General features: G+C 64.6%; 17 protein-coding genes. 9 read left to right on the top strand and 8 right to left on the bottom strand.

All coding sequences use genetic code 11. The features are described 5' to 3' along the window. Window positions 1-72: 72 nt before the first annotated feature. Window positions 73-957: an AraC family transcriptional regulator gene (locus tag FJ414_RS18615; RefSeq protein WP_140645817.1), complete on the bottom strand. Its 885-nt coding sequence runs from the start codon at window positions 955-957 to the stop codon at window positions 73-75. A gap of 273 nt (window positions 958-1,230) precedes the next feature. Here FJ414_RS18615 and FJ414_RS18610 point away from each other — a divergent pair, with 273 nt between their 5' ends. The 5 genes from FJ414_RS18610 to FJ414_RS18590 all read left to right on the top strand — a co-directional run bounded on the left by FJ414_RS18610 (window position 1,231) and on the right by FJ414_RS18590 (window position 7,804). Beyond that, window positions 1,231-2,652: a coniferyl aldehyde dehydrogenase gene (locus FJ414_RS18610; protein ID WP_140645816.1), complete on the top strand. Its 1,422-nt coding sequence runs from the start codon at window positions 1,231-1,233 to the stop codon at window positions 2,650-2,652. Window positions 2,653-2,711: 59 nt separating this feature from the next. Further along, on the top strand, window positions 2,712-2,924 hold the full coding sequence (locus tag FJ414_RS18605; RefSeq protein ID WP_140645815.1) for a hypothetical protein: 213 nt from the start codon (window positions 2,712-2,714) through the stop codon (window positions 2,922-2,924). An 85-nt stretch (window positions 2,925-3,009) separates the two neighbouring features. Continuing rightward, on the top strand, window positions 3,010-4,194 hold the full coding sequence (locus tag FJ414_RS18600; RefSeq protein ID WP_140645814.1) for an efflux RND transporter periplasmic adaptor subunit: 1,185 nt from the start codon (window positions 3,010-3,012) through the stop codon (window positions 4,192-4,194). Between the two features lie 74 nt (window positions 4,195-4,268). Beyond that, the gene (locus FJ414_RS18595) at window positions 4,269-7,445 is read left to right on the top strand and encodes an efflux RND transporter permease subunit (protein ID WP_140645813.1); all 3,177 of its coding nucleotides are present in this window, start codon (window positions 4,269-4,271) and stop codon (window positions 7,443-7,445) included. Between the two features lie 200 nt (window positions 7,446-7,645). Continuing rightward, window positions 7,646-7,804 carry a DUF3309 family protein gene (locus FJ414_RS18590; RefSeq protein ID WP_140645812.1) on the top strand — a complete coding sequence of 53 codons (159 nt, stop codon included), beginning with the start codon at window positions 7,646-7,648 and terminating at the stop codon, window positions 7,802-7,804. Here FJ414_RS18590 and FJ414_RS18585 read toward each other — a convergent pair whose 3' ends face one another. Then, entirely contained in the window at window positions 7,805-8,761 is a 957-nt protein-coding gene (locus FJ414_RS18585; protein ID WP_140645811.1) for an SDR family oxidoreductase, read from the bottom strand. Window positions 8,762-8,856: 95 nt separating this feature from the next. On the opposite strand from FJ414_RS18585, the gene FJ414_RS18580 reads away from it, so the two are divergent. Further along, window positions 8,857-9,771, top strand: coding sequence for a LysR family transcriptional regulator (locus FJ414_RS18580; protein ID WP_140645810.1), 915 nt, complete (start codon window positions 8,857-8,859; stop codon window positions 9,769-9,771). On the opposite strand, the gene FJ414_RS18575 is transcribed toward FJ414_RS18580, so the two are convergent. The 3 genes from FJ414_RS18575 to FJ414_RS18565 form a co-directional block, all read right to left on the bottom strand. Continuing rightward, window positions 9,729-10,910 carry an MFS transporter gene (locus FJ414_RS18575; protein WP_140645809.1) on the bottom strand — a complete coding sequence of 394 codons (1,182 nt, stop codon included), beginning with the start codon at window positions 10,908-10,910 and terminating at the stop codon, window positions 9,729-9,731. The two genes, FJ414_RS18580 and FJ414_RS18575, sit on opposite strands and share 43 nt — an antisense overlap. Window positions 10,911-11,153: 243 nt before the next feature. After that, window positions 11,154-11,462 (bottom strand): DUF1244 domain-containing protein, encoded by a 309-nt coding sequence (locus FJ414_RS18570; protein WP_140645808.1) that lies wholly within the window; start codon window positions 11,460-11,462, stop codon window positions 11,154-11,156. A gap of 55 nt (window positions 11,463-11,517) precedes the next feature. Beyond that, window positions 11,518-12,315, bottom strand: coding sequence for an N-formylglutamate amidohydrolase (locus tag FJ414_RS18565; RefSeq protein ID WP_140645807.1), 798 nt, complete (start codon window positions 12,313-12,315; stop codon window positions 11,518-11,520). 170 nt (window positions 12,316-12,485) lie between these two features. On the opposite strand from FJ414_RS18565, the gene FJ414_RS18560 reads away from it, so the two are divergent. Both FJ414_RS18560 and pyk read left to right on the top strand, forming a co-directional pair. After that, complete coding sequence (locus FJ414_RS18560; RefSeq protein ID WP_181181654.1) at window positions 12,486-13,043, top strand: DUF1036 domain-containing protein; 558 nt, start codon at window positions 12,486-12,488, stop codon at window positions 13,041-13,043. Further along, complete coding sequence (gene pyk, locus FJ414_RS18555; protein WP_140645805.1) at window positions 13,040-14,467, top strand: pyruvate kinase; 1,428 nt, start codon at window positions 13,040-13,042, stop codon at window positions 14,465-14,467. Before FJ414_RS18560 ends, pyk begins: the two co-directional genes overlap by 4 nt. Before the next feature lie 182 nt (window positions 14,468-14,649). Here the strand turns inward: pyk and FJ414_RS18550 are convergent, their stop codons facing one another. The 3 genes from FJ414_RS18550 to ykgO form a co-directional block, all read right to left on the bottom strand. Beyond that, complete coding sequence (locus tag FJ414_RS18550) at window positions 14,650-15,711, bottom strand: alpha/beta hydrolase (RefSeq protein WP_140645804.1); 1,062 nt, start codon at window positions 15,709-15,711, stop codon at window positions 14,650-14,652. A 141-nt stretch (window positions 15,712-15,852) separates the two neighbouring features. Continuing rightward, the gene (locus FJ414_RS18545; protein WP_140645803.1) at window positions 15,853-16,476 is read right to left on the bottom strand and encodes a hypothetical protein; all 624 of its coding nucleotides are present in this window, start codon (window positions 16,474-16,476) and stop codon (window positions 15,853-15,855) included. A gap of 114 nt (window positions 16,477-16,590) precedes the next feature. Next, complete coding sequence (gene ykgO / locus FJ414_RS18540) at window positions 16,591-16,716, bottom strand: type B 50S ribosomal protein L36 (RefSeq protein ID WP_006203764.1); 126 nt, start codon at window positions 16,714-16,716, stop codon at window positions 16,591-16,593. A gap of 259 nt (window positions 16,717-16,975) precedes the next feature. Here ykgO and FJ414_RS18535 point away from each other — a divergent pair, with 259 nt between their 5' ends. Beyond that, a complete protein-coding gene (locus tag FJ414_RS18535) occupies window positions 16,976-17,401 on the top strand; it encodes a lysozyme inhibitor LprI family protein (protein WP_140645802.1) in 426 nt (141 codons plus the stop codon). Window positions 17,402-17,406: the final 5 nt, after the last annotated feature.

Here is a 17,406-nt window from a genome sequence, read left to right as displayed (position 1 = left end):
TCGTAAAGCCGAGATTGGTTGGATGGCGGCCCGTTCCTTCGAACGGAAGAGAAAGGCCGCTTTCCCGTCGCGCTATTTTAGAGGCAAAAAGAGTTCAGTGACGATCTCGGGCACCGACATCTCCGGAAGAAAGGACAGCCGCCGCTGGCAATAGATCGGGAAGTCGCGTGCTTCCTCGCCGCTGGCCGGAAGCCAGTCGCGATAAAGATAAAGCGCGGCCGGCTCCAGATTGTTGGTGTTGCCGGGGTAGCGCAGCACGGCGCAGCGTCCGCCGGGGATCACGCCAGCCTTCATCTGCTCGTCGCCCGCGTCGATCGGCCGGTCGGTGCCGACACAAATGTCCATGCTGTAATCGGCCGCGACAGCGGGACATCTTTCGGACCGGAAGACGTTGAAGGTCGGGCTCGTTTCGGGCGACAGGCCGGCTGCCTTGCGCCAGGCGATGAACCGCTGGATGGTGTCGCCGAGCGTCGCCCGATCCCCGCGATGTTCCATGATCGCCACCGGGGTGGGCGGCACGTCGCGGATCATCACGTCTTCCGGTGTAAAGATTATCTGCATGAGCTTTCTCCTCGCGTTGTCGAGAGGCCCGAAGGCCATCAGCCACGAACCCCAGTCGGGAGATCTCCGGAACGACGAGGGCGATTGCCCGCACCGTTGCCGGAAGGCGCGGGCGAAGGCATCCGGTGCGTCGTAACCGGCATCCATTGCTATATCGGTGACGCTTTCGGCATCCGCGCAGCCCAGCCGGCATGAAGCTCGCTTCATGCGGGCGAGCTGGACATAGCGATGCACGGACAGCCCGAAGGTCGCCGTGAACTGCCGGTGGAAATGATATTTCGAGTAGGCCGCGACACCGCTCAGCGCGTCCAGGTCCAGATCGTCGTCCAGATGCCGGTCTATGTGATTCAGCACCCTCTGCATCCGGACATGGTGGTTTTGAACTGCCGCCTTCATCGTTCCATTCTCCGTGGCAGCATCAGCTAAGCCGCGCGGACATGAGGCGCTCGACCGATCTTGCGGTTCTGTCGCGAGCCGCCCACCGCCGCCAAGGACCGTTTGCACGCCAATTCATGCATGAACGGCGAAAAGGGCGGTTTGCGGACCGGTGGCTTTCCTATGTCGATGACGGGTGCCAAACGGGATATCCGGATCGCTTGGATCGAGGCAAATGCTGGATTCGGTTGCTTGGCCGATGTAACTTACCTGAACGTAAAGGGGAGATAAGCGATGCTGCAGACCGGACGGAACGCTCTCGGGGTCAGGTTTGAAGCGCAGTGCAGGGCCTCCGAGAAGGAGCCGTTCCCGACGCTGGCGGCGCGCAAGGACCGGCTGAACCGCCTTCTGGCGCTCACCGAAAAGCATGAAGCCGAGATATGTGCTGCGATCGACAGCGATTTTTCGGCACGCTCGGCTGAGGAAACGCGGCTTGCCGAGCTGTTCGTCGTGCGCGCCGGCATCAGGCATGCGCTGTCGCATCTCGGCACCTGGATGCGCGAGCGGCGCGTCGCCACCAGCCTGCCGTTCCTGCCGGGACGCAACCGCCTTTTGCCGCAACCGCTCGGCGTCGTCGGCATCGTCTCGCCCTGGAACTATCCGTTCCAGCTCGCCGTTGCGCCGGCGACCGCGGCACTCGCTGCCGGCAACCGCGTTATGGTCAAGCCGTCGGAGCTGACGCCGAAGTTTTCGGACCTGCTTGCCAGCCTGGTCGAAAAATATTTCGCCGCCGACGAGGTCAGCGTGATGGTTGGCGACGCGGAGGTCGGCAAGGCATTCGTGTCCCTGCCGTTCGATCACCTGCTATTCACGGGCTCGACGGCCGTCGGCCGCCAGGTTGCGCTCGCCGCCGCCGCCAATCTGACGCCGGTGACGCTCGAACTCGGCGGCAAGTCGCCGGCGATCTTCGATCCCTCCTGCGATCTCGACGCGGCGGTCGCCAGCGTCGCCTATGGCAAGCTGCTCAACGCCGGCCAGACCTGCATCGCGCCGGACTATCTGATGGTCCCGCAAGGCCAGGGCGCGGCGATCGCGGCCAAGTTCGCCGCGGCAATCGCAAAGCTCTATCCGCGCCTTGGCGACAATCGCGACTATACGGCGATCGTCAGCGAGCGGCATCACCGACGGCTGGGTGACATGGTCGCCGAGGCGCGCGACAGCGGCGCCGACATCACCGAGATCAATCCCGCGAACGAGAAGCTCGGCGTCACCGACCGCAAGATGGCGCCCGTGCTGGTGCGCAATGCCGGCGAGAATCTGCGGCTGATGCGCGAGGAGATCTTCGGGCCGGTGCTGCCGATCGTCGAATATGGCACGGTGGACGAGGCCATCGAGCATGTGAACCGGGGCGAGCGTCCGCTGGCGCTCTACTGGTTCGGCAGCGACAGCGCCAATCGCCAGAGGGTCATGCGGGAAACCGTGGCCGGCGGCGTCACGGTCAATGATTGCATGCTGCATCTGGTGCAGGAGCGGCAGCCCTTCGGCGGCGTCGGCGAGAGCGGCACCGGCGCCTATCACGGCGAATGGGGGTTTCGCACCTTCAGCAAGGAAAAGCCGATCTTCATCCAGTCGAAGCTCAGCGCCGGCGGCCTGCTGCGCCCGCCCTATGGCAAGACCTTCGAGCGTCTCTTCCGGCTGCTGAACCTCATCACTTGACAACTTCAGCCGGGAAATGGCGGGGCGTGACTGCGCTCCAGCCGGGCGACTGTCGCTGCATGCGGAAGACTTTTCGCATCATGCTGACGGCTGCTGCCAGTAACCTCGGGGAAACCTGTCGGCGCGCCTGCAAAAGCGGCAGCCGGCTGGCAGAAAAGCTTGCATTTGTCGAGGCACAGCGTTCCACGCCGCAACGTTCCCGCAACTTTTCCGGCTATATTGCGCCGCAACTTTCAGGTAGAAGCGGCGCTTCGCCGTTCACGGCAAATTGAACTGGGCCCCGCGCGCACCCATATCGGCCGCGCGCCCGAAGTCGGAAGAGCCGACCTCGCCAGGTCCTGCAACGGAAAAATGACGATGCCGAAAATCAGGTTTCACAAGCTTGCAGCCATTGTCGTGCTCATCGGATTCGCGGCCTGGATGGGGACGGGCGAGTTTTCCTCCGTCGGCAGCGCCGCCGACAAGTCGGTTACCGCCAACAAGCAGGCTGACGCCGGCAAGCCGGCGCAGCCGGAGGCCGCCCAGCCGGGCGCGGCGCAAGCCGAGCCCAAGGCTGCGCCGCGCACCGTCGCGGTGGTGACGCCGCCGCGCAAGACCTTTGCACGCGCCATCCGCATTTCCGGGCTGACCGAGGCTGACAAGCGCGCGGTTCTTGCAACCCGCGTCAATGGCGTCATCGAAAAGCTGCCGGTCAAGCAGGGCGATCACGTCAAGACCGGCGACCTCGTGCTGATGCTCGCGGCCGAGGAGAAGATCTCCAATGTCGACAACGCCAAGCAGTTGCTGGTGCAGCGCAAGGCCGAGCTCGACGCCGCCGAGCGGCTGGCCAAGACCGGCAATCTGCCCAAGCTGCAGCTCGACACCGCCCGCTCCAACCTGACGCTTGCGCAATCGCAGCTCGACACCGCGCAGGCGGAGCTCGACCGCAACGAGGTCAAGGCGCCGTTCGACGGCGTCATCGACCGCATCCCGGTGGAGCTAGGCAGCTCGGTGATGCAGGGCGGCGAGGTGGCGACGATCCTGAAGCTCGATCCGGTGATCGCGCGCGGCGAGATCAGCGAGCGCGACCTGCGCTACGTCAAGATCGGCGACGAGGCCAATGTGCGCCTGGTCAACGACCAGAAGGTCACCGGCACCGTGCGCTACATCAGCCGCGATGCCTCGGCGCAGACCCGTACCTTCCGCGTCGAGGTGGCGATCCCCAATGGCGACGGTTCGATCCCCGCCGGCATGACGGCCGAGATCACGCTCAGCGCCGAGCCGACCAATGCGGTCATGCTGCCACGCTCGGTGGTGACGCTGGGCGACAAGGGCGACCTCGGCATCCGCGCCGTCGGCAAGGACGACAAGGTGGCGTTCTTCCCGATCGATCTCGTCGACGACACGCCGCACGGCCTGGTGCTGGGCGGCATCCCGCAGGATGCGCGCATCATCGTCGCCGGCCAGGAATTGGTGAAGGAAGGCGACTTGGTGAAGCCCGTCGAGGCGGACCAGGCGACCATCAGCAAGCTGATCGGCGAAGCCACCGCCGGCACGCAGTAAAGCACGACGCGGCGCGCGCCGGGCCACCCCGGCGACGGCAGTCCGCAGCCTCCGAAGCATAACAGGCCGAAGTCATGGATATCGTCAGACTCGCCATCAACAACGCCCGCCTCACCATATCGGCGCTGCTGTTCCTGCTCGTCGCGGGCTGGGTCGCCTATCAGTCGACGCCGAAGGAAGCGGAACCCGACGTTCCGATTCCGATGATGTATGTCAGCCTGATCTATCAGGGCATCTCGCCGGAGGATTCCGAGCGGCTGCTGCTGAGGCCGATGGAGAGCAAGCTCAAGAGCCTCAAGGGGCTCAAGGAGATGCGATCGGCCGCCTTCCAGGGCGGCGGCTACGTGCTGGTCGAGTTCCAGCCGCAGACCGACCTCGCGACGGCGCTGCAGGACACGCGCAGCAAGGTGCAGGACGCCAAGGCCGACCTGCCGCAGGCGGCCGAGGAGCCGACGGTCAACGAGGTCAACGTCTCGGAATTCCCGGTCCTCGTCGTCACGCTTTCCGGCGATGTGCCGGAACGCGTGCTGACATCCGCCGCGCGCGAGCTGCGCGACCGCATCGAGGAAGTGCCCGGCGTGCTCGAAGGCTCGCTGCAGGGGGCGCGCGACGACCTCGTCGAGGTCGTCGTCGATCCGGTGAAGCTCTCTTCCTACGGGCTGCAGCTCGACCAGGTGATCCAGGGTGTCGCCTCCTCCAACAGCCTGGTTGCCGCCGGTAACCTGGAGGGCTCGGAAGGCAAATACGCGGTCAAGGTGCCGTCGCTGATCGAGACGCCGGAGGATGTCGCCAATCTGCCGGTCGTCGCGACGCCCAATGCGGTTGTGCAGGCAAAAGACATCGCGACGATCCGCTCGACCTTCAAGGATGCCGAGACGGTGACGCGCCTCGACGGCAGGCCGGCCATCGCCATCGAAGTGAAGAAGCGCATCGGCGCCAATCTGATCGACACGCTGACCCATGTCAGGGAAGTGTCGGACAATTTCATCAAGACGATGCCCGAGGGCATGCATGTCACCTACACGCAGGACAAGTCGGTCTTCGTCAACCAGCTGCTGGGCGACCTGCAGAACCATGTGATGATCGCCGTCATCCTGGTCTTCATCGTCATCCTCTACGCGCTGTCGGGGCGAGCCTCGCTGCTCATCGGCCTAGCCATCCCGTCGTCCTTCCTGATGGGCATCCTGCTGCTCGCCATGATGGGCTACACGATCAACATGATCGTGCTGTTCAGCCTGATCCTGGCGGTCGGCATGCTGGTCGACGACGCCATCATCGTCACAGAATTCGCCGAACGGCGCATGAGCGAGGGCATGCCGAAGGCGGACGCCTTCGCGCTGGCCGCCAAGCGCATGGCCGGCCCGGTCATCGCGGCGACGATGACGCGCATCGCCGCCTTCTCGCCGTTGTTGTTCTGGCCGGGCATCATCGGCGACTTCATGAAGTACATGCCGATCACGCTGATCGTGACGCTGTCGGCCTCGATGCTCTACGCGCTGGTCTTCGCACCGACTTTGGGCGCGATCTTCGCCAAGGCGCCGGAGCATCACGAGGAGGGCAATCGCGACGGCTGGTACATGGCGGTCGTCAAGCAGGCGGTGCGCTTCCCGGTCACTGTCATCCTGCTCACCGTCGGCCTGCTGGTCGGCGTCGGCTTCGCCTATTCGAAATATGGCGCCGGCGTGGAGTTCTTTCCCAGCGTCGAGCCGGATTACGGCCTGCTTTATGTGCATGCCCGCGGCAATCTTTCGCTGGCCGAAATGGACGCGGCGACGAAGACGGCGGAGAACCGCCTGCTCGGCTGGCCCGGCGTGAAGTCGGTCTACACGCGTGTCGGCAAGACGCAGGGCGGCGGCCAGGACATCCCGGAAGACGTGGTCGGCGTCATCCAGTACGAATTCGTCGACTGGCGCGAGCGCAAGTCGGCCAACCAGATCCTTGATGACCTGCGCGGCGTGATGGCCGGCATTCCCGGCGTCGACGTCGAAGTGCGCGTGCCGGAAGCCGGCCCGCCGACCGGCAAGCCGATCCAGATCAGGCTGTCGGCCGTCGACCCGGCGGGGCTCGACGATAAGGCGCGCGCGGTCGCGGCACGCATCGCCAAGATACCCAACGTCATCGACATTTCGGACGGCCTGCCGCCACCCGGCGTCGACTGGGCGATCGAGGTCGATCGCGCCAAGGCGGCGCAATACGGCATCAGCCCGACTTCGGTCGGCACGGTGGTGCAATTGGTGACCAACGGCCTCAAGCTGTCGGAATATAGGCCGGCCGGCGCCGACGACGCCGTCGACATCCGGCTCCGCCTGCCCGAGGACCGGCGTACGCTGTCGACGCTCGACGAACTCCGCGTGCAGACCTCGCAAGGGTCGGTGCCGATTTCGAACTTCGTCGTGCGCAAGCCGGAGCCGACCGTCGGCATCCTGAACCGCATCGACGGCGCACGCACCGTGGTGGTGCAGGCCAATGTCAGCGCTGGCGCGCAGGTCGCGGCGGTGCAGGAGCAGGTGACCAAGGCCGTTACCGACATGAATCTCGGCAGCGGCATCCGCTGGAAGCTCGCCGGCTCCAACGAGGACAGCGCGGAGGCCAGCGCCTTCCTCGGCAAGGCCTTTGGTGCCGCGATCTTCCTGATCTTCCTGGTGCTGCTGGCGCAGTTCAACAAGTTCACCAGCGTGTGGCTGGTGCTGTCCTGCGTGGTCATGGCGACGATCGGCGTGTTCCTCGGATTGCTTCTGACAGGCGAGGCCTTCGGCATCGTCATGTCGGGCATCGGCGTCATCGCGCTCGCCGGCGTGGTGGTGAACAACAACATCGTGCTCATCGACACCTATGACCGGCTGCGCGAAGAAGGCTGGGACAAGATGGACGCGGTGCTGCAGACCTGCCGCGAGCGCGCCCGTCCGGTGGTGCTGACGGCGGTGTCGGCCATCCTCGGCGTGCTGCCGATCGCCTTCGGCCTCGGGCTCGAAATCTTCCATCACGAGACGACGATCAACGCGCCGTCGACGCAATGGTGGATTTCGCTGTCCTCGGCGATCGTCTTTGGCCTGTCCTTCGCCACGCTGCTGACCTTGGTGGTGACGCCCTCTATGCTGATGGTGTTCACCCGCGCCAAGGTGAAGCCCGGCCAGCGGCGCCACTGGCTCAGCCGCCTGTTCCGGCGCGGCAAGGGCCAGGTCTCGACCGACGAGCCGGCCGGCGAGGCCGGCGCGGGGCCGGCGGAGGCCTTCCCGAAAGCCGCGGAATAGAGCGCTTTCCAAACCTAAAGCGCGTCGCGCTGAAGCGGATTCAGGCGACGCGCTTTAAGGCTTTGTTTTCATGCATGTCGTTATCGCAAAACCGCTGCACACTTTTGCGCGACATGCATTAGAGACAAAAGCCGCCCGGGAACAACCGAGCGGCTTTTTGCATTGTGCCCTCAAGTTCAACCAGACGGCGAGGGTTTCTCATGACGATCGGCACAATTCTCGTAATAATCCTGATCCTGATCCTGATCGGCGCCGTGCCGGCCTGGCCGCATTCGCGCTCCTGGGGCTATGGGCCGTCCGGCATCGTCGGCGTCGTCCTGGTCGTGCTGCTGATCCTTGTGCTCATGGGCAGGATCTGATCAGGCGGCCCGGCGAGCGGGTTTCGCGGCGATGCCGATATCCCGCAGCGCTTCTTTCACCGCTTCGTCGAGCGGGGTGTGCGGGATTTCGCCGATGACCTGTTCCAGCTGCGTGGAAACCAGCCGATGCGCTTCGAAGCGCAGATAGGACATCGAGACGATCTCGCGCCACATGGCCACGAACGGGCTGCCGGCGCGCAGCACCCACCAGGGCATGAAGGAGAGCTTCAGCTTGCGGCCGAGCGCCTTCTCGGAAGCGGCCTTCATATCGAGGTCGGTGATGGCATGGCCGGGGAAATTGATGGCTTCGTAGAAGCCGAGCTTGTCGAGATTGCGCGCCAGGCCGACGAAGCCGACGGCGAAGTCCGGCAGGTAGGCCCATTCATGCGTCAGGTCGGCCGGGCCGGGCGCGGTATAGACGCCTTTGTTCATCTTGGTGGCGACGACGAGGTCGAACCAGGAGCCTGAGCCGGTGCCGCCGAAGAAATCGCCCGCGCGCAGGACAATGGTGCGCACCCGGCCGGCTTCGGCCTCGTCGCGGAACAGCGCTTCCATGGCGCAGCGGATGCGGCCCTTTTCGGTGGTCGGATGGAACGGCGTCGCTTCCGTGATCACCTGCGGCATCGGCGAGCCGTAATTGTAGACGGTGCCGGGGAAGAGATGCAGCGCGCCGTTTTCGCGGCAGGCGGCCATGACGTTTTCGGCCATCGGCATGCATTTGCCCCAGTCGGTGTAGATCGGATTCAGGCCGTTGAAGATGATGTCGACGCCTTCCGTTGCGCGGATCAGGGATTGGCGGTCGAGCGCATCGCCGGCAACGGCGATAGCGCCCTTCAGTTCCGCCGGCATCTTGCCGGTGCGGGTGACGGCGCGGACATCGAAGCCGGCGTCGATGAAAGCCTTGCCGACCACGCGGCCGAGCCGGCCATTGGCGCCGAGGATTGCGATCTTGGTCATCTGTTCTCTCCGTTGTTTGCGTTTGCCGATCAATCTGATGCCTTCACAGGCGAATTGAAATTGACTAAGTTCGGCGATCTGTTATTCAAAAATGAATGAAAGAATTCGACTGGAACCTGATCAAGAGCTTCGTCGCCGTCGCCGAAACCGGCAGTCTGTCGGGCGCCGCGCGCAGGCTTGCGGCCAGCCAGCCGACGCTCGGCCGCCACATAACCGAGCTGGAGGCAGCGCTTGGCGTCATCCTGTTCCGGCGCGGGCGGCGCGGCTATGAGCTGACCGAGGCGGGCAGCACGCTCTACGAGCGCGGCCGCGCGGTCAGCGAGCAGGCCAATGCCTTTTCGCTGTTGGCGCTGGGCTCCGTCGAGGTGATCGAGGGCACCGTGCGCATCGCCGCCTCGGAGGTGGTCGCTGCCTTTGTGCTGCCGCAGATGATGGCCCGTCTTGGCGAGGAGGAACCGGGCATCGAGGTCGAGATCGTCGCCTCCAACCAGGTCGAGAACCTCTTGCGCCGCGATGCCGACATCGCCATCCGCATGGTCCGGCCGGCGCAGAACGAGTTGGTGGCGCGCAAGGTTGCCGACATTCCACTGTGCCTATGTGCGGCAAGCGCCTATCTCGACCGGCGTGGCCGGCCCGAAACACCCGCCGACCTTGCCGAGCACGCCTTGGTCGGCTTCGACCGTAGCGACGAGATCATTCGCGGTTTCACCGCGTTCGGCATTCCGGTCGGCCGCAGCCATTTCCGCTTCCGGACCGATAACCAGATCGTGCTGTGGGAAGCGGTGCGGACCGGCAACGGCATCGGCATCGGCCAGGAGCCGCTGGCCGACCGCGATCCGGACCTGGAAAAGCTGTTGCCCGATGTACCGCTGCCGGTCCTGCCCGTGTGGCTCGCCATGCATCGCGACGTGCGCACCAGCATGCGCATCCGCCGCGTGGCGGACTTCCTGCATGAAGAATTGAAACGCTATTCGGCAGGAACAAGCTCGGGCGCGAACTCGGCCCGGTGAGCGAGCCCGGCCATCAAGAGCACGATGACCAGCAGCCCGGACAGTGCGACGAAGATCGGCCCGAAGCTCGAATGCTCGGCGACGAAGCCGATCGCCGACGGCGCCACCAGGATGCCGGAATAGCCCATGGTGGTGACGACGCTCATGCCTGTGCCCGACGACATGCCCTCCTGGTTGCCGCCGGCCGAAAAGAGGATCGGCACCATGTTGGCGATGCCGAAGCCGCAGAAGGCGAAAGCGGCAATGGCGAGGTAAGGCGAGGGCGAGAGACCGGCGACCAGCATGCCGGTGGCGGCGACCAGCGCCGAGCCGCGCAAGGTCGCCACCGCGCCGAAGCGGTTGCGCACGCCATCGCCCAGGAAACGCATCAGCGCCATGACTCCGGAAAAGGCGGCGTAGGCGAGGCCGGCGACCGCGAGATCGGCGCCCAGCTCCTGATGCAGGAAGAGCGCCGCCCAGTCGAGCACCGCGCCTTCCGAAATCATGGTGAGCAGCGCCATCAGCCCGACGAGGTAGACGGCCGTGTGCCGCGGCAGCGTGAATTTCTGGTGCTCGACGGCCTGCGGCTTGTCGTCCGCGACGAGATAGCGAATGGCGAAGGCGATGACGGCAAAGGCGATCGCCGTCACCACGACGGCATGGGGAAGATACCCGTAGTTCTGGATCGAATAGCCGCCGAGCGCGCCGCCGGCGAAGCCGCCAAGGCTCCAGAAACCATGCGAGGACGACATGATCGCCCGGGAGAGCCTTCTTTCAACCACCACGGCATTCGAGTTCATCGCGACATCCATGCCGCCGATCGAGCCGCCGAAGACGAGCATGGCAATGGCCGCCAGGGGAACGTTGGGCGCGAGCGCCACGATCAGCAGGCCGAAGCTGCCGCAGATGCCGAACCAACGCGTCACGGTGCGCGAGCCATGCCTGGAAATGAGATGGCCGCACCAGGTCATGGCAATCACGGCGCCGACGCCGAACAGGAGGATCAGCAGGCCGAGCGTGAATCTCGTGATGTCGAGTCGGGCAAGGAACACCGGGATCTGCGGCGCCCAGCTGCCGGTCAAGAAACCATTGGCGAGGAAAATGCCGGCGACGGCCCAGCGGCCGCGCGTCGCGGCCCGCATCGTGGTTTGCACGCTCATGGTCTGAAATCCGCCATGCAAAGGGGTTCGCGCGGCAAATTAGATCGATTCAATCAGCAGTCAAGAACCGCGTTCGGGAAGTGCTTGGACCAAGCGAGCGACCGATGCCGTTTTCGTTCGTGGCGGGCTGCCGCCGTGGAGATTGGCCGAAACGCGCCTCCGTTCGTCATCCAGGGTCTGCGCGCGTCGCTCCGCTCCTTGCTCCGCCCTGGAATGACGAAGCCGCGAAAGCGTTCGGCATCGTTAGTGATCCTTAGGCCGCCGCGCCTCGAATTCGGCCTTCTTGGCTTCCGACGCGTCGGTCTGGTTGAGCGCCTGCCATTCGGCATAGGGCATGCCGTAGATGATCTCGCGCGCAGCGTCCTTGGAGAGCGCCACGCCCTCGGCCTCGGCGGCCTCGCGATACCAGTTGGACAGGCAGTTGCGGCAGAAGCCGGCGAGATTCATCAGGTCGATGTTCTGGACATCGCCGCGTTCGCGCAGATGCGTCACCAACCTACGGAAGGCGGCTGCCTCGAAATCGCGCTTCTGGTCGTCGTTGAGTTCGGTCATTGAGGAACTCCTGGACTGTCGGTCTCATCACGTACATGTCTGGCCCGACGGCCTTTCATGCGGGTCCGGTGCGCGAGCCGAACATTTTCACCTCATGTATATCGGGACGCCGGTCGATGACGTCAACGATCGGTGCCAGGCGCTCGGCCCAGGCGAGAGCGCCGGCACGGTCGGCGATCAGGTCCTGGCGGATCTCGATCAGCGCGTGGGCGTAGCCGTTGACGATGGCGTGGCGGAACATGGTGTCGCCGCGCAGCGCGCCATCATAGGGTTCGTTGTCGCCGACGACGAGGGCCTTGTCCTTGGCCAGCGTGTCGATCAGCGGCCGCGCCACGCGGTCGTCGCGGTCCCACAGCACGCCGACATGCCAGGGGCGGACAAAACCCTGCATCACCGGCGTGAAGGAATGCACGGAGAAGATGAACGGCGCCTTGCCCGAGGCGTGCGCTACGGAGGCGATCATCGCGCCGACGGCGTCGTGGTAGGGGCGGTAGAAGCGGTCGAGCCGCCGCTCGCGTTCCTCCGGGGCAATCGGATAGTTTCCCGGCACCACGGTCCCGTCATAGAGCTGACGGATCATGGTCGGGTCGTCCTCGCCCCGGTTGGGATCGATCAGCAGCCGCGAGAAACCGGCCAGCACGGCAGGCACATCGAGCACCGCGGCAAGCTCGCGCGTCACCGTCTCGACGCCGATGTCATAGGCGATGTGACGATCGAATTCGGATGCCGGCAAACCGAGGCTGCCATATTCGTCGGGGAGATCGCGGCGGGCGTGATCGGCCAGAAGCACGACGCCTTTCTTGCGGTCGCCCTCGACAATGTCGAATGGCGTGAAAACTGTGGATCGGGTCATCGGCTGAAAAGGGGATGGCGGCTGCGATGTGCTATCGTCATTCCACGAAGAGGACGCCGGCGCAATGCCGTTGTTTGGCCAAGGTTTCTGCAAAAAATCCCCGACGGGTGGAGAATTCGCGCGACGGGCCCTTCTAAATCGATTGGAATTGAACAAAACGGCGCGTTGACATGCGACCTGAGTTTGCTGAAAAGGGGCTTCGAGAGATGCAAATGTGGTTCGCAAGGGGATCTGCGATGGGTTTTGCCGGCCGGTTGCGCAAGCGCCTGGTCGTGCCGTTGCTGATCATCGGCGCGGGATTTTTCGCGATAGCCGCGACCTCGCCGGCCCAGGCCGACTTCCGCGTTTGCAACGCAACGCAAAATCTGGTGGGCGTCGGCATCGGCTATCGCGCCAAGGCCGGCTGGATCACCGAGGGCTGGTGGCACATCGAAGGATCGACCTGCAAGACGCTGATCGAAGGTCCGCTGTCATCAAGGTTTTACTATCTTTATGCAGAAGACGCCGAACGCGGCGGGCGCTGGGACGGCCCGATCAACATGTGCGTCGCCGAAAAAGAGTTCAAGATCGCCGGCGTGAATGATTGCGTCGCCCGGGGCTTCCAGCGCGCCGGATTTCAGGAATATGACACGGGCGAGCAGGCCAGCTGGATGGTCCAGCTGACCGACGAGCCCGCAACGGGAGGCGCGCCAACAGCGGCCCCCGCTCCGGGAACAAACAGTCAATGAGACGTAACCGCAAGGTCAAGATCCTCGCCACCATCGGTCCGGCTTCCTCATCCGAGGAGATGCTGAAAAAGCTTTTCGAAGCGGGCGCCGATGTCTTCCGCATCAATATGAGCCATACCGACCACGAGCTGATGCGCACGCTGGTCGGCCGCATCCGCGCCGTCGAGGAAGCCGTCGGCCGGCCGATCGGCATCCTCGCCGACCTGCAGGGCCCGAAGCTCAGGGTCGGCAAGTTCGCCAACGTCAAGGAAGCGCTGACTCCAGGGCAGACATTCACGCTCGACGACAATCCCGAACCCGGCACGTCGAAGCGAGTCTATCTGCCGCATCCCGAAATTCTGAGCTCGGTCGAGACCGGTCACCGACTTTTGATCGACGACGGCAAGCTGGAGCTGAAGGCGGTCAAGAGTGACGGCAAGTCGATCACCTGCACCGTCGTCGCCGGCTCGGGCATTTCCGACAAGAAGGGCGTCAGCCTGCCCGACACCGACCTGCCGGTCGGCGCGCTGACCGAGAAGGACCGCGCCGATCTCGATGCGGTGCTCGCCACCGGCGTCGACTGGGTGGCGCTGTCCTTCGTGCAGCGGCCGGAGGATTTGGCGGAGGCCCGCAAGATCGCGCGCGGCCGCGCGCTGATCATGGCCAAGATCGAGAAGCCGCAGGCGGTGGCGCGGCTCCCCGAAATCATCGAGCTCTCCGACGCGCTGATGGTTGCCCGCGGTGATCTCGGCGTCGAGATGCCGATCGAAGCGGTGCCCGGCATCCAGAAGCAGATCACGCGCGCGGCGCGCCGTGCCGGCAAGCCGGTGGTGATCGCCACGCAGATGCTGGAATCGATGATCACCGCGCCCGTGCCGACCCGCGCCGAGGTCTCCGACGTGTCGATCGCCGTCTTCGAAGGCGCGGACGCGATCATGCTTTCGGCCGAATCCGCGGCCGGCGCCTATCCGGTCGAAGCGGTCGCCATGATGAACCGCATCGCCACCAAGGTCGAAGCCGACCCGACTTACGCCGGCATCATCAACGCGCAGCGCTCGGAGCCCGAGGCCACCGGGGCCGACGCCATTTCGCTGGCCGCGCGCGAGATCGCCGAGACGCTGAAACTGTCGGCGATCATCTCCTACACCGCATCGGGCACCACTGGGCTCCGCGCCGCGCGCGAACGCCCGCAGGTGCCGATCGTGGCGCTGTCGCCGATCCTCAACACTGCGCGCCGCCTGTCGCTGCTGTGGGGCACGCATTGCGTCGTCTCGCCAGATGCCACCGACCTCGACGACATGGTCGACAGGGCCTGCCGGATCGCGCTGGAAGAAGGCTTCGGCAAGCCGGGCGACCGGGTGATCATCACGGCCGGCGTGCCGCTCAGGACGCCCGGTTCGACCAATATGCTGCGGATAGCGTATCTGGGATCGGACGCGCATTAAACATGCCGATATTCAGGTGAGGCCGGCCTGCAAGTAGCGGCTACCTGCGCTTCCGGTGCTCACGTACTTAAAGTACGCTCCGCTCCGGTTCTCGGAAGCCACTACTTTCGACTCGGCCTGACCCGAATCTCGACTCACCTAACCGTCTCCGCCGTGGCATTCAGGAGCTAATTTCCCAAAAATCAGGTCGGCGCGAGCTCGGCGTCGGGCACTTTGATGTCGGGGCATTTCCCGTCGTTATAGGCATCGCCGGCGATCCGGCCTTCCACCGTTCTTGCCATTGCCTGCAAGTCTACTGGCGCACCGGCAACCTTCTCGATCGCGCCGACCACTAGGTCGGACGCGATCCAGTCCGGCTTGTGGCCGAGATTGTGGACCCAGACCAGCTCGGCGCCGGGAATGTCGCGTTCCAGGCCGATGGAGTGGATCGTCGCGTAAACCACCTTGTCGCGATCGCCCGAGATGACGACCGTCGGCGCCTTGATCTCGGTATAATGCGGCGAGGCGGAGCGTGCATAGTCGTAGAGCTGGGCGACATCGCGGGCGTTGGCGCGGAAGGCGGACGGCCGCAGCACCAGCGGGATCGAGGTGTTGTCGATATAGAAGTCCGGCAGTTTGTTGGGCGAGAAGACGCAAGCCGTCGCATTGCCGATCCGCAGCATACCGGCCGGATAAGCGAGCGTTTCGGAAAACAGCCAGCCAATCGCCGGCATGGCGGTGAGCTTGTAGTACCAGGCGGTCGCGCCGCCCGGCCAGGGATGCGTGGCGGGAGCCAGGAAGACGAGGCCGAGCGTTTTGTCCGGATGCTGGCGGGCGAAGGCCGTGGTGATCACGCCGCCGAAGGAATGGGCGACGATGACCGCTTTTGCGATGCCGAGGCGGTCCAGCAGCGCGGCAATGGTGTCCGCCTGCGCGACAAGCGTTTCATTATCGCCACGCTCCGACCAGCCGAAGCCCGGCCGGTCGAGAAACAGCATTTCGGCGCGGCCCTCGAGCAGGGGCTTCAGCGGCAGCATCTGGTCTTTCAGATTGGCGCTGGCGCCATGGATGAAGACGACCGGCGGCAGATCGGCGCCGGCCGGCGCCGGGAAATGGACGTAGTGGATGCGCGCGCCATTGATCTCGGCGAACCCGCCAACGGGTGGATTGCGGCGCTCGATCGACCAGACGCCGGCGCGGGTGATTCCGGCGAGGGCAAGGAAGAGCGCGACGAGGAAGAGGAGGGCGGCGCAGATGAGGTTCATGCGGGGAGATACGGAAGGAGGGGAGTAGGGCAGTAGGGCAGTAGGCAGTAGGGCAGTAGGGCAGTAGGGCAGTAGGGCAGTAGGGCAGTAGGTGTGCTCGTTTCCTACTGCCTTACTGCCCTACTCCCCTACTGCCCTAGTTCAAATCCCCTCGCCGGCCAGTTCTTCCGAGAGCGTCGAGACCTGGTTCTGGGCGCTGCGCATCATGGGGTAGATGGTGAGCACCCTCTGCCAGGCTTCCAGCGCCGATTGCTTGTGGCCGGTTTCGGCCATGATCTGCGCCAGCCCTGAGAGCGCGCCGAAATGGCGCGGCTCGAGCTGCAAGGTGCGTTCGATGTCGGCCATCGACTTCCCGTAATTCTTCATCATGAAATGAACGGTGGCGCGCCGGTTCCAGCCTTCGGCATAATCGGGCTGCAGGGTCACCACCTGGTCGAGGAAGTCGAGCGCGACGTCGAACTTCTGGTCTTCCGTCGCCTTTTGCGCCCACTGCATCATCAGGTCTATCGAGGCGCTGCCGGACTGGTTCCACTCGTTCCAGATGCGGCCAGCGATGCGCTCGGCCGCCTTTTCGTTGCGCTCTCGCTTCAACTCGGTGAAGAGCTGGGCGAGGCGACCCTGCTTGGTCGGAGCGGCCGGCGGTGGCGTGGCGGCGGGTGGCGGCGCGGCATCTGGAGGCAGCGCGCCTGGCACCGTTTCTGCCCCTGCAGGCAAAGCTGTGCCGGACAGCAAAAGGGCGGCGAGAAATGCAAAACGAATCCGCATCGCCGGAATCTAATCCCGGTCGGCGGATCGTCAAAGTGATTTTAGCGTGAGAGGGCCGGCGAACCGGCACTCGACATCAGCGGCGCGGCGTGGTCGCGCCGCGCGCAGCAAGTCTCAGCCCTGGCGCGCCTTGTAGCGCGGAGCGGTCTTGTTGATGATGTAGATGCGTCCCTTGCGGCGAACCAGCTGGTTGTCGCGGTGACGCGCCTTGAGCGCCTTGAGCGAATTCTTGATCTTCATGGTCTTGCCTGTTCGGTCAGGGCCCGTCCCGGGCCGAATTTTAAAGGCGCGCCCACAAAAAGCGCGCCTTTGAACTTGCGGTGGCTCATAAACGAGGAGTGTTGTCCGTGTCAACCACGTGACGATGTCCGAATGCCACAAGTGGCGCGGCATATCAAATATTCGCCATCCGGCGAAGCGCCATTGCGCGACTCAAGGCCGACTGGAATGGTGGGGCGACTGGAATGGTGATCCAGGCCCAAGCGACCGGAGATTCCACATGCGCCGCCTGCTTTTGCCTGCCTGTCTGGTCCTGCTTGCGACCGCCCCGGCCGCCTTTGCCGAGGATTGCGACCGCAACGACGACAGCCAGTCGATGCTGAACATTTGCGCCGATGCCGACTATCAGGCCGCCGATGCCAAGCTCAACGCCACGTATAAGGGTCTTGTCGGCGACAATGACCAGAAGGCCAACAAATTGCTGCAGACGGCGCAACGCGCCTGGATCGCCTTTCGCGACGCCGAATGCGCCTATTCGACCGCCGACAGCGAGGGCGGCTCCATCCAGCCGATGGAGGTTTCGGAGTGCCTGACGGAGCTGACCAACCAGCGCATAAAGCAGCTCACGTCCGACGCCAACTGCAAGCTGAGCGATCCGAGCTGCGCCGGCTCGGATGGGAGCGACGGCAACCAGGACATGCAATAGGGCGC

It is taken from the genome of Mesorhizobium sp. B3-1-6, from assembly GCF_006439555.1.
In the GTDB taxonomy this organism is placed as follows: domain Bacteria; phylum Pseudomonadota; class Alphaproteobacteria; order Rhizobiales; family Rhizobiaceae; genus Mesorhizobium.
The sequence above is the reverse complement of the archived record's forward strand: the minus strand, read 5'-3'. Positions and strand labels throughout refer to the sequence as shown.

Coding starts and splice junctions, on each gene's coding strand:
- FJ414_RS18600 (WP_140645814.1), top strand. CDS start 3,010: ATGCCGAAAATCAGGTTTCACAAGCTTGCAGCCATTGTCGTGCTCATC.
- FJ414_RS18560 (WP_181181654.1), top strand. CDS start 12,486: ATGCGACCTGAGTTTGCTGAAAAGGGGCTTCGAGAGATGCAAATGTGG.
- FJ414_RS18610 (WP_140645816.1), top strand. CDS start 1,231: ATGCTGCAGACCGGACGGAACGCTCTCGGGGTCAGGTTTGAAGCGCAG.
- pyk (WP_140645805.1), top strand. CDS start 13,040: ATGAGACGTAACCGCAAGGTCAAGATCCTCGCCACCATCGGTCCGGCT.
- FJ414_RS18590 (WP_140645812.1), top strand. CDS start 7,646: ATGACGATCGGCACAATTCTCGTAATAATCCTGATCCTGATCCTGATC.
- FJ414_RS18615 (WP_140645817.1), bottom strand. CDS start 957: ATGAAGGCGGCAGTTCAAAACCACCATGTCCGGATGCAGAGGGTGCTG.
- FJ414_RS18535 (WP_140645802.1), top strand. CDS start 16,976: ATGCGCCGCCTGCTTTTGCCTGCCTGTCTGGTCCTGCTTGCGACCGCC.
- ykgO (WP_006203764.1), bottom strand. CDS start 16,716: ATGAAGATCAAGAATTCGCTCAAGGCGCTCAAGGCGCGTCACCGCGAC.
- FJ414_RS18585 (WP_140645811.1), bottom strand. CDS start 8,761: ATGACCAAGATCGCAATCCTCGGCGCCAATGGCCGGCTCGGCCGCGTG.
- FJ414_RS18545 (WP_140645803.1), bottom strand. CDS start 16,476: ATGCGGATTCGTTTTGCATTTCTCGCCGCCCTTTTGCTGTCCGGCACA.
- FJ414_RS18565 (WP_140645807.1), bottom strand. CDS start 12,315: ATGACCCGATCCACAGTTTTCACGCCATTCGACATTGTCGAGGGCGAC.
- FJ414_RS18595 (WP_140645813.1), top strand. CDS start 4,269: ATGGATATCGTCAGACTCGCCATCAACAACGCCCGCCTCACCATATCG.
- FJ414_RS18605 (WP_140645815.1), top strand. CDS start 2,712: ATGCGGAAGACTTTTCGCATCATGCTGACGGCTGCTGCCAGTAACCTC.
- FJ414_RS18580 (WP_140645810.1), top strand. CDS start 8,857: ATGAAAGAATTCGACTGGAACCTGATCAAGAGCTTCGTCGCCGTCGCC.
- FJ414_RS18575 (WP_140645809.1), bottom strand. CDS start 10,910: ATGAGCGTGCAAACCACGATGCGGGCCGCGACGCGCGGCCGCTGGGCC.
- FJ414_RS18570 (WP_140645808.1), bottom strand. CDS start 11,462: ATGACCGAACTCAACGACGACCAGAAGCGCGATTTCGAGGCAGCCGCC.
- FJ414_RS18550 (WP_140645804.1), bottom strand. CDS start 15,711: ATGAACCTCATCTGCGCCGCCCTCCTCTTCCTCGTCGCGCTCTTCCTT.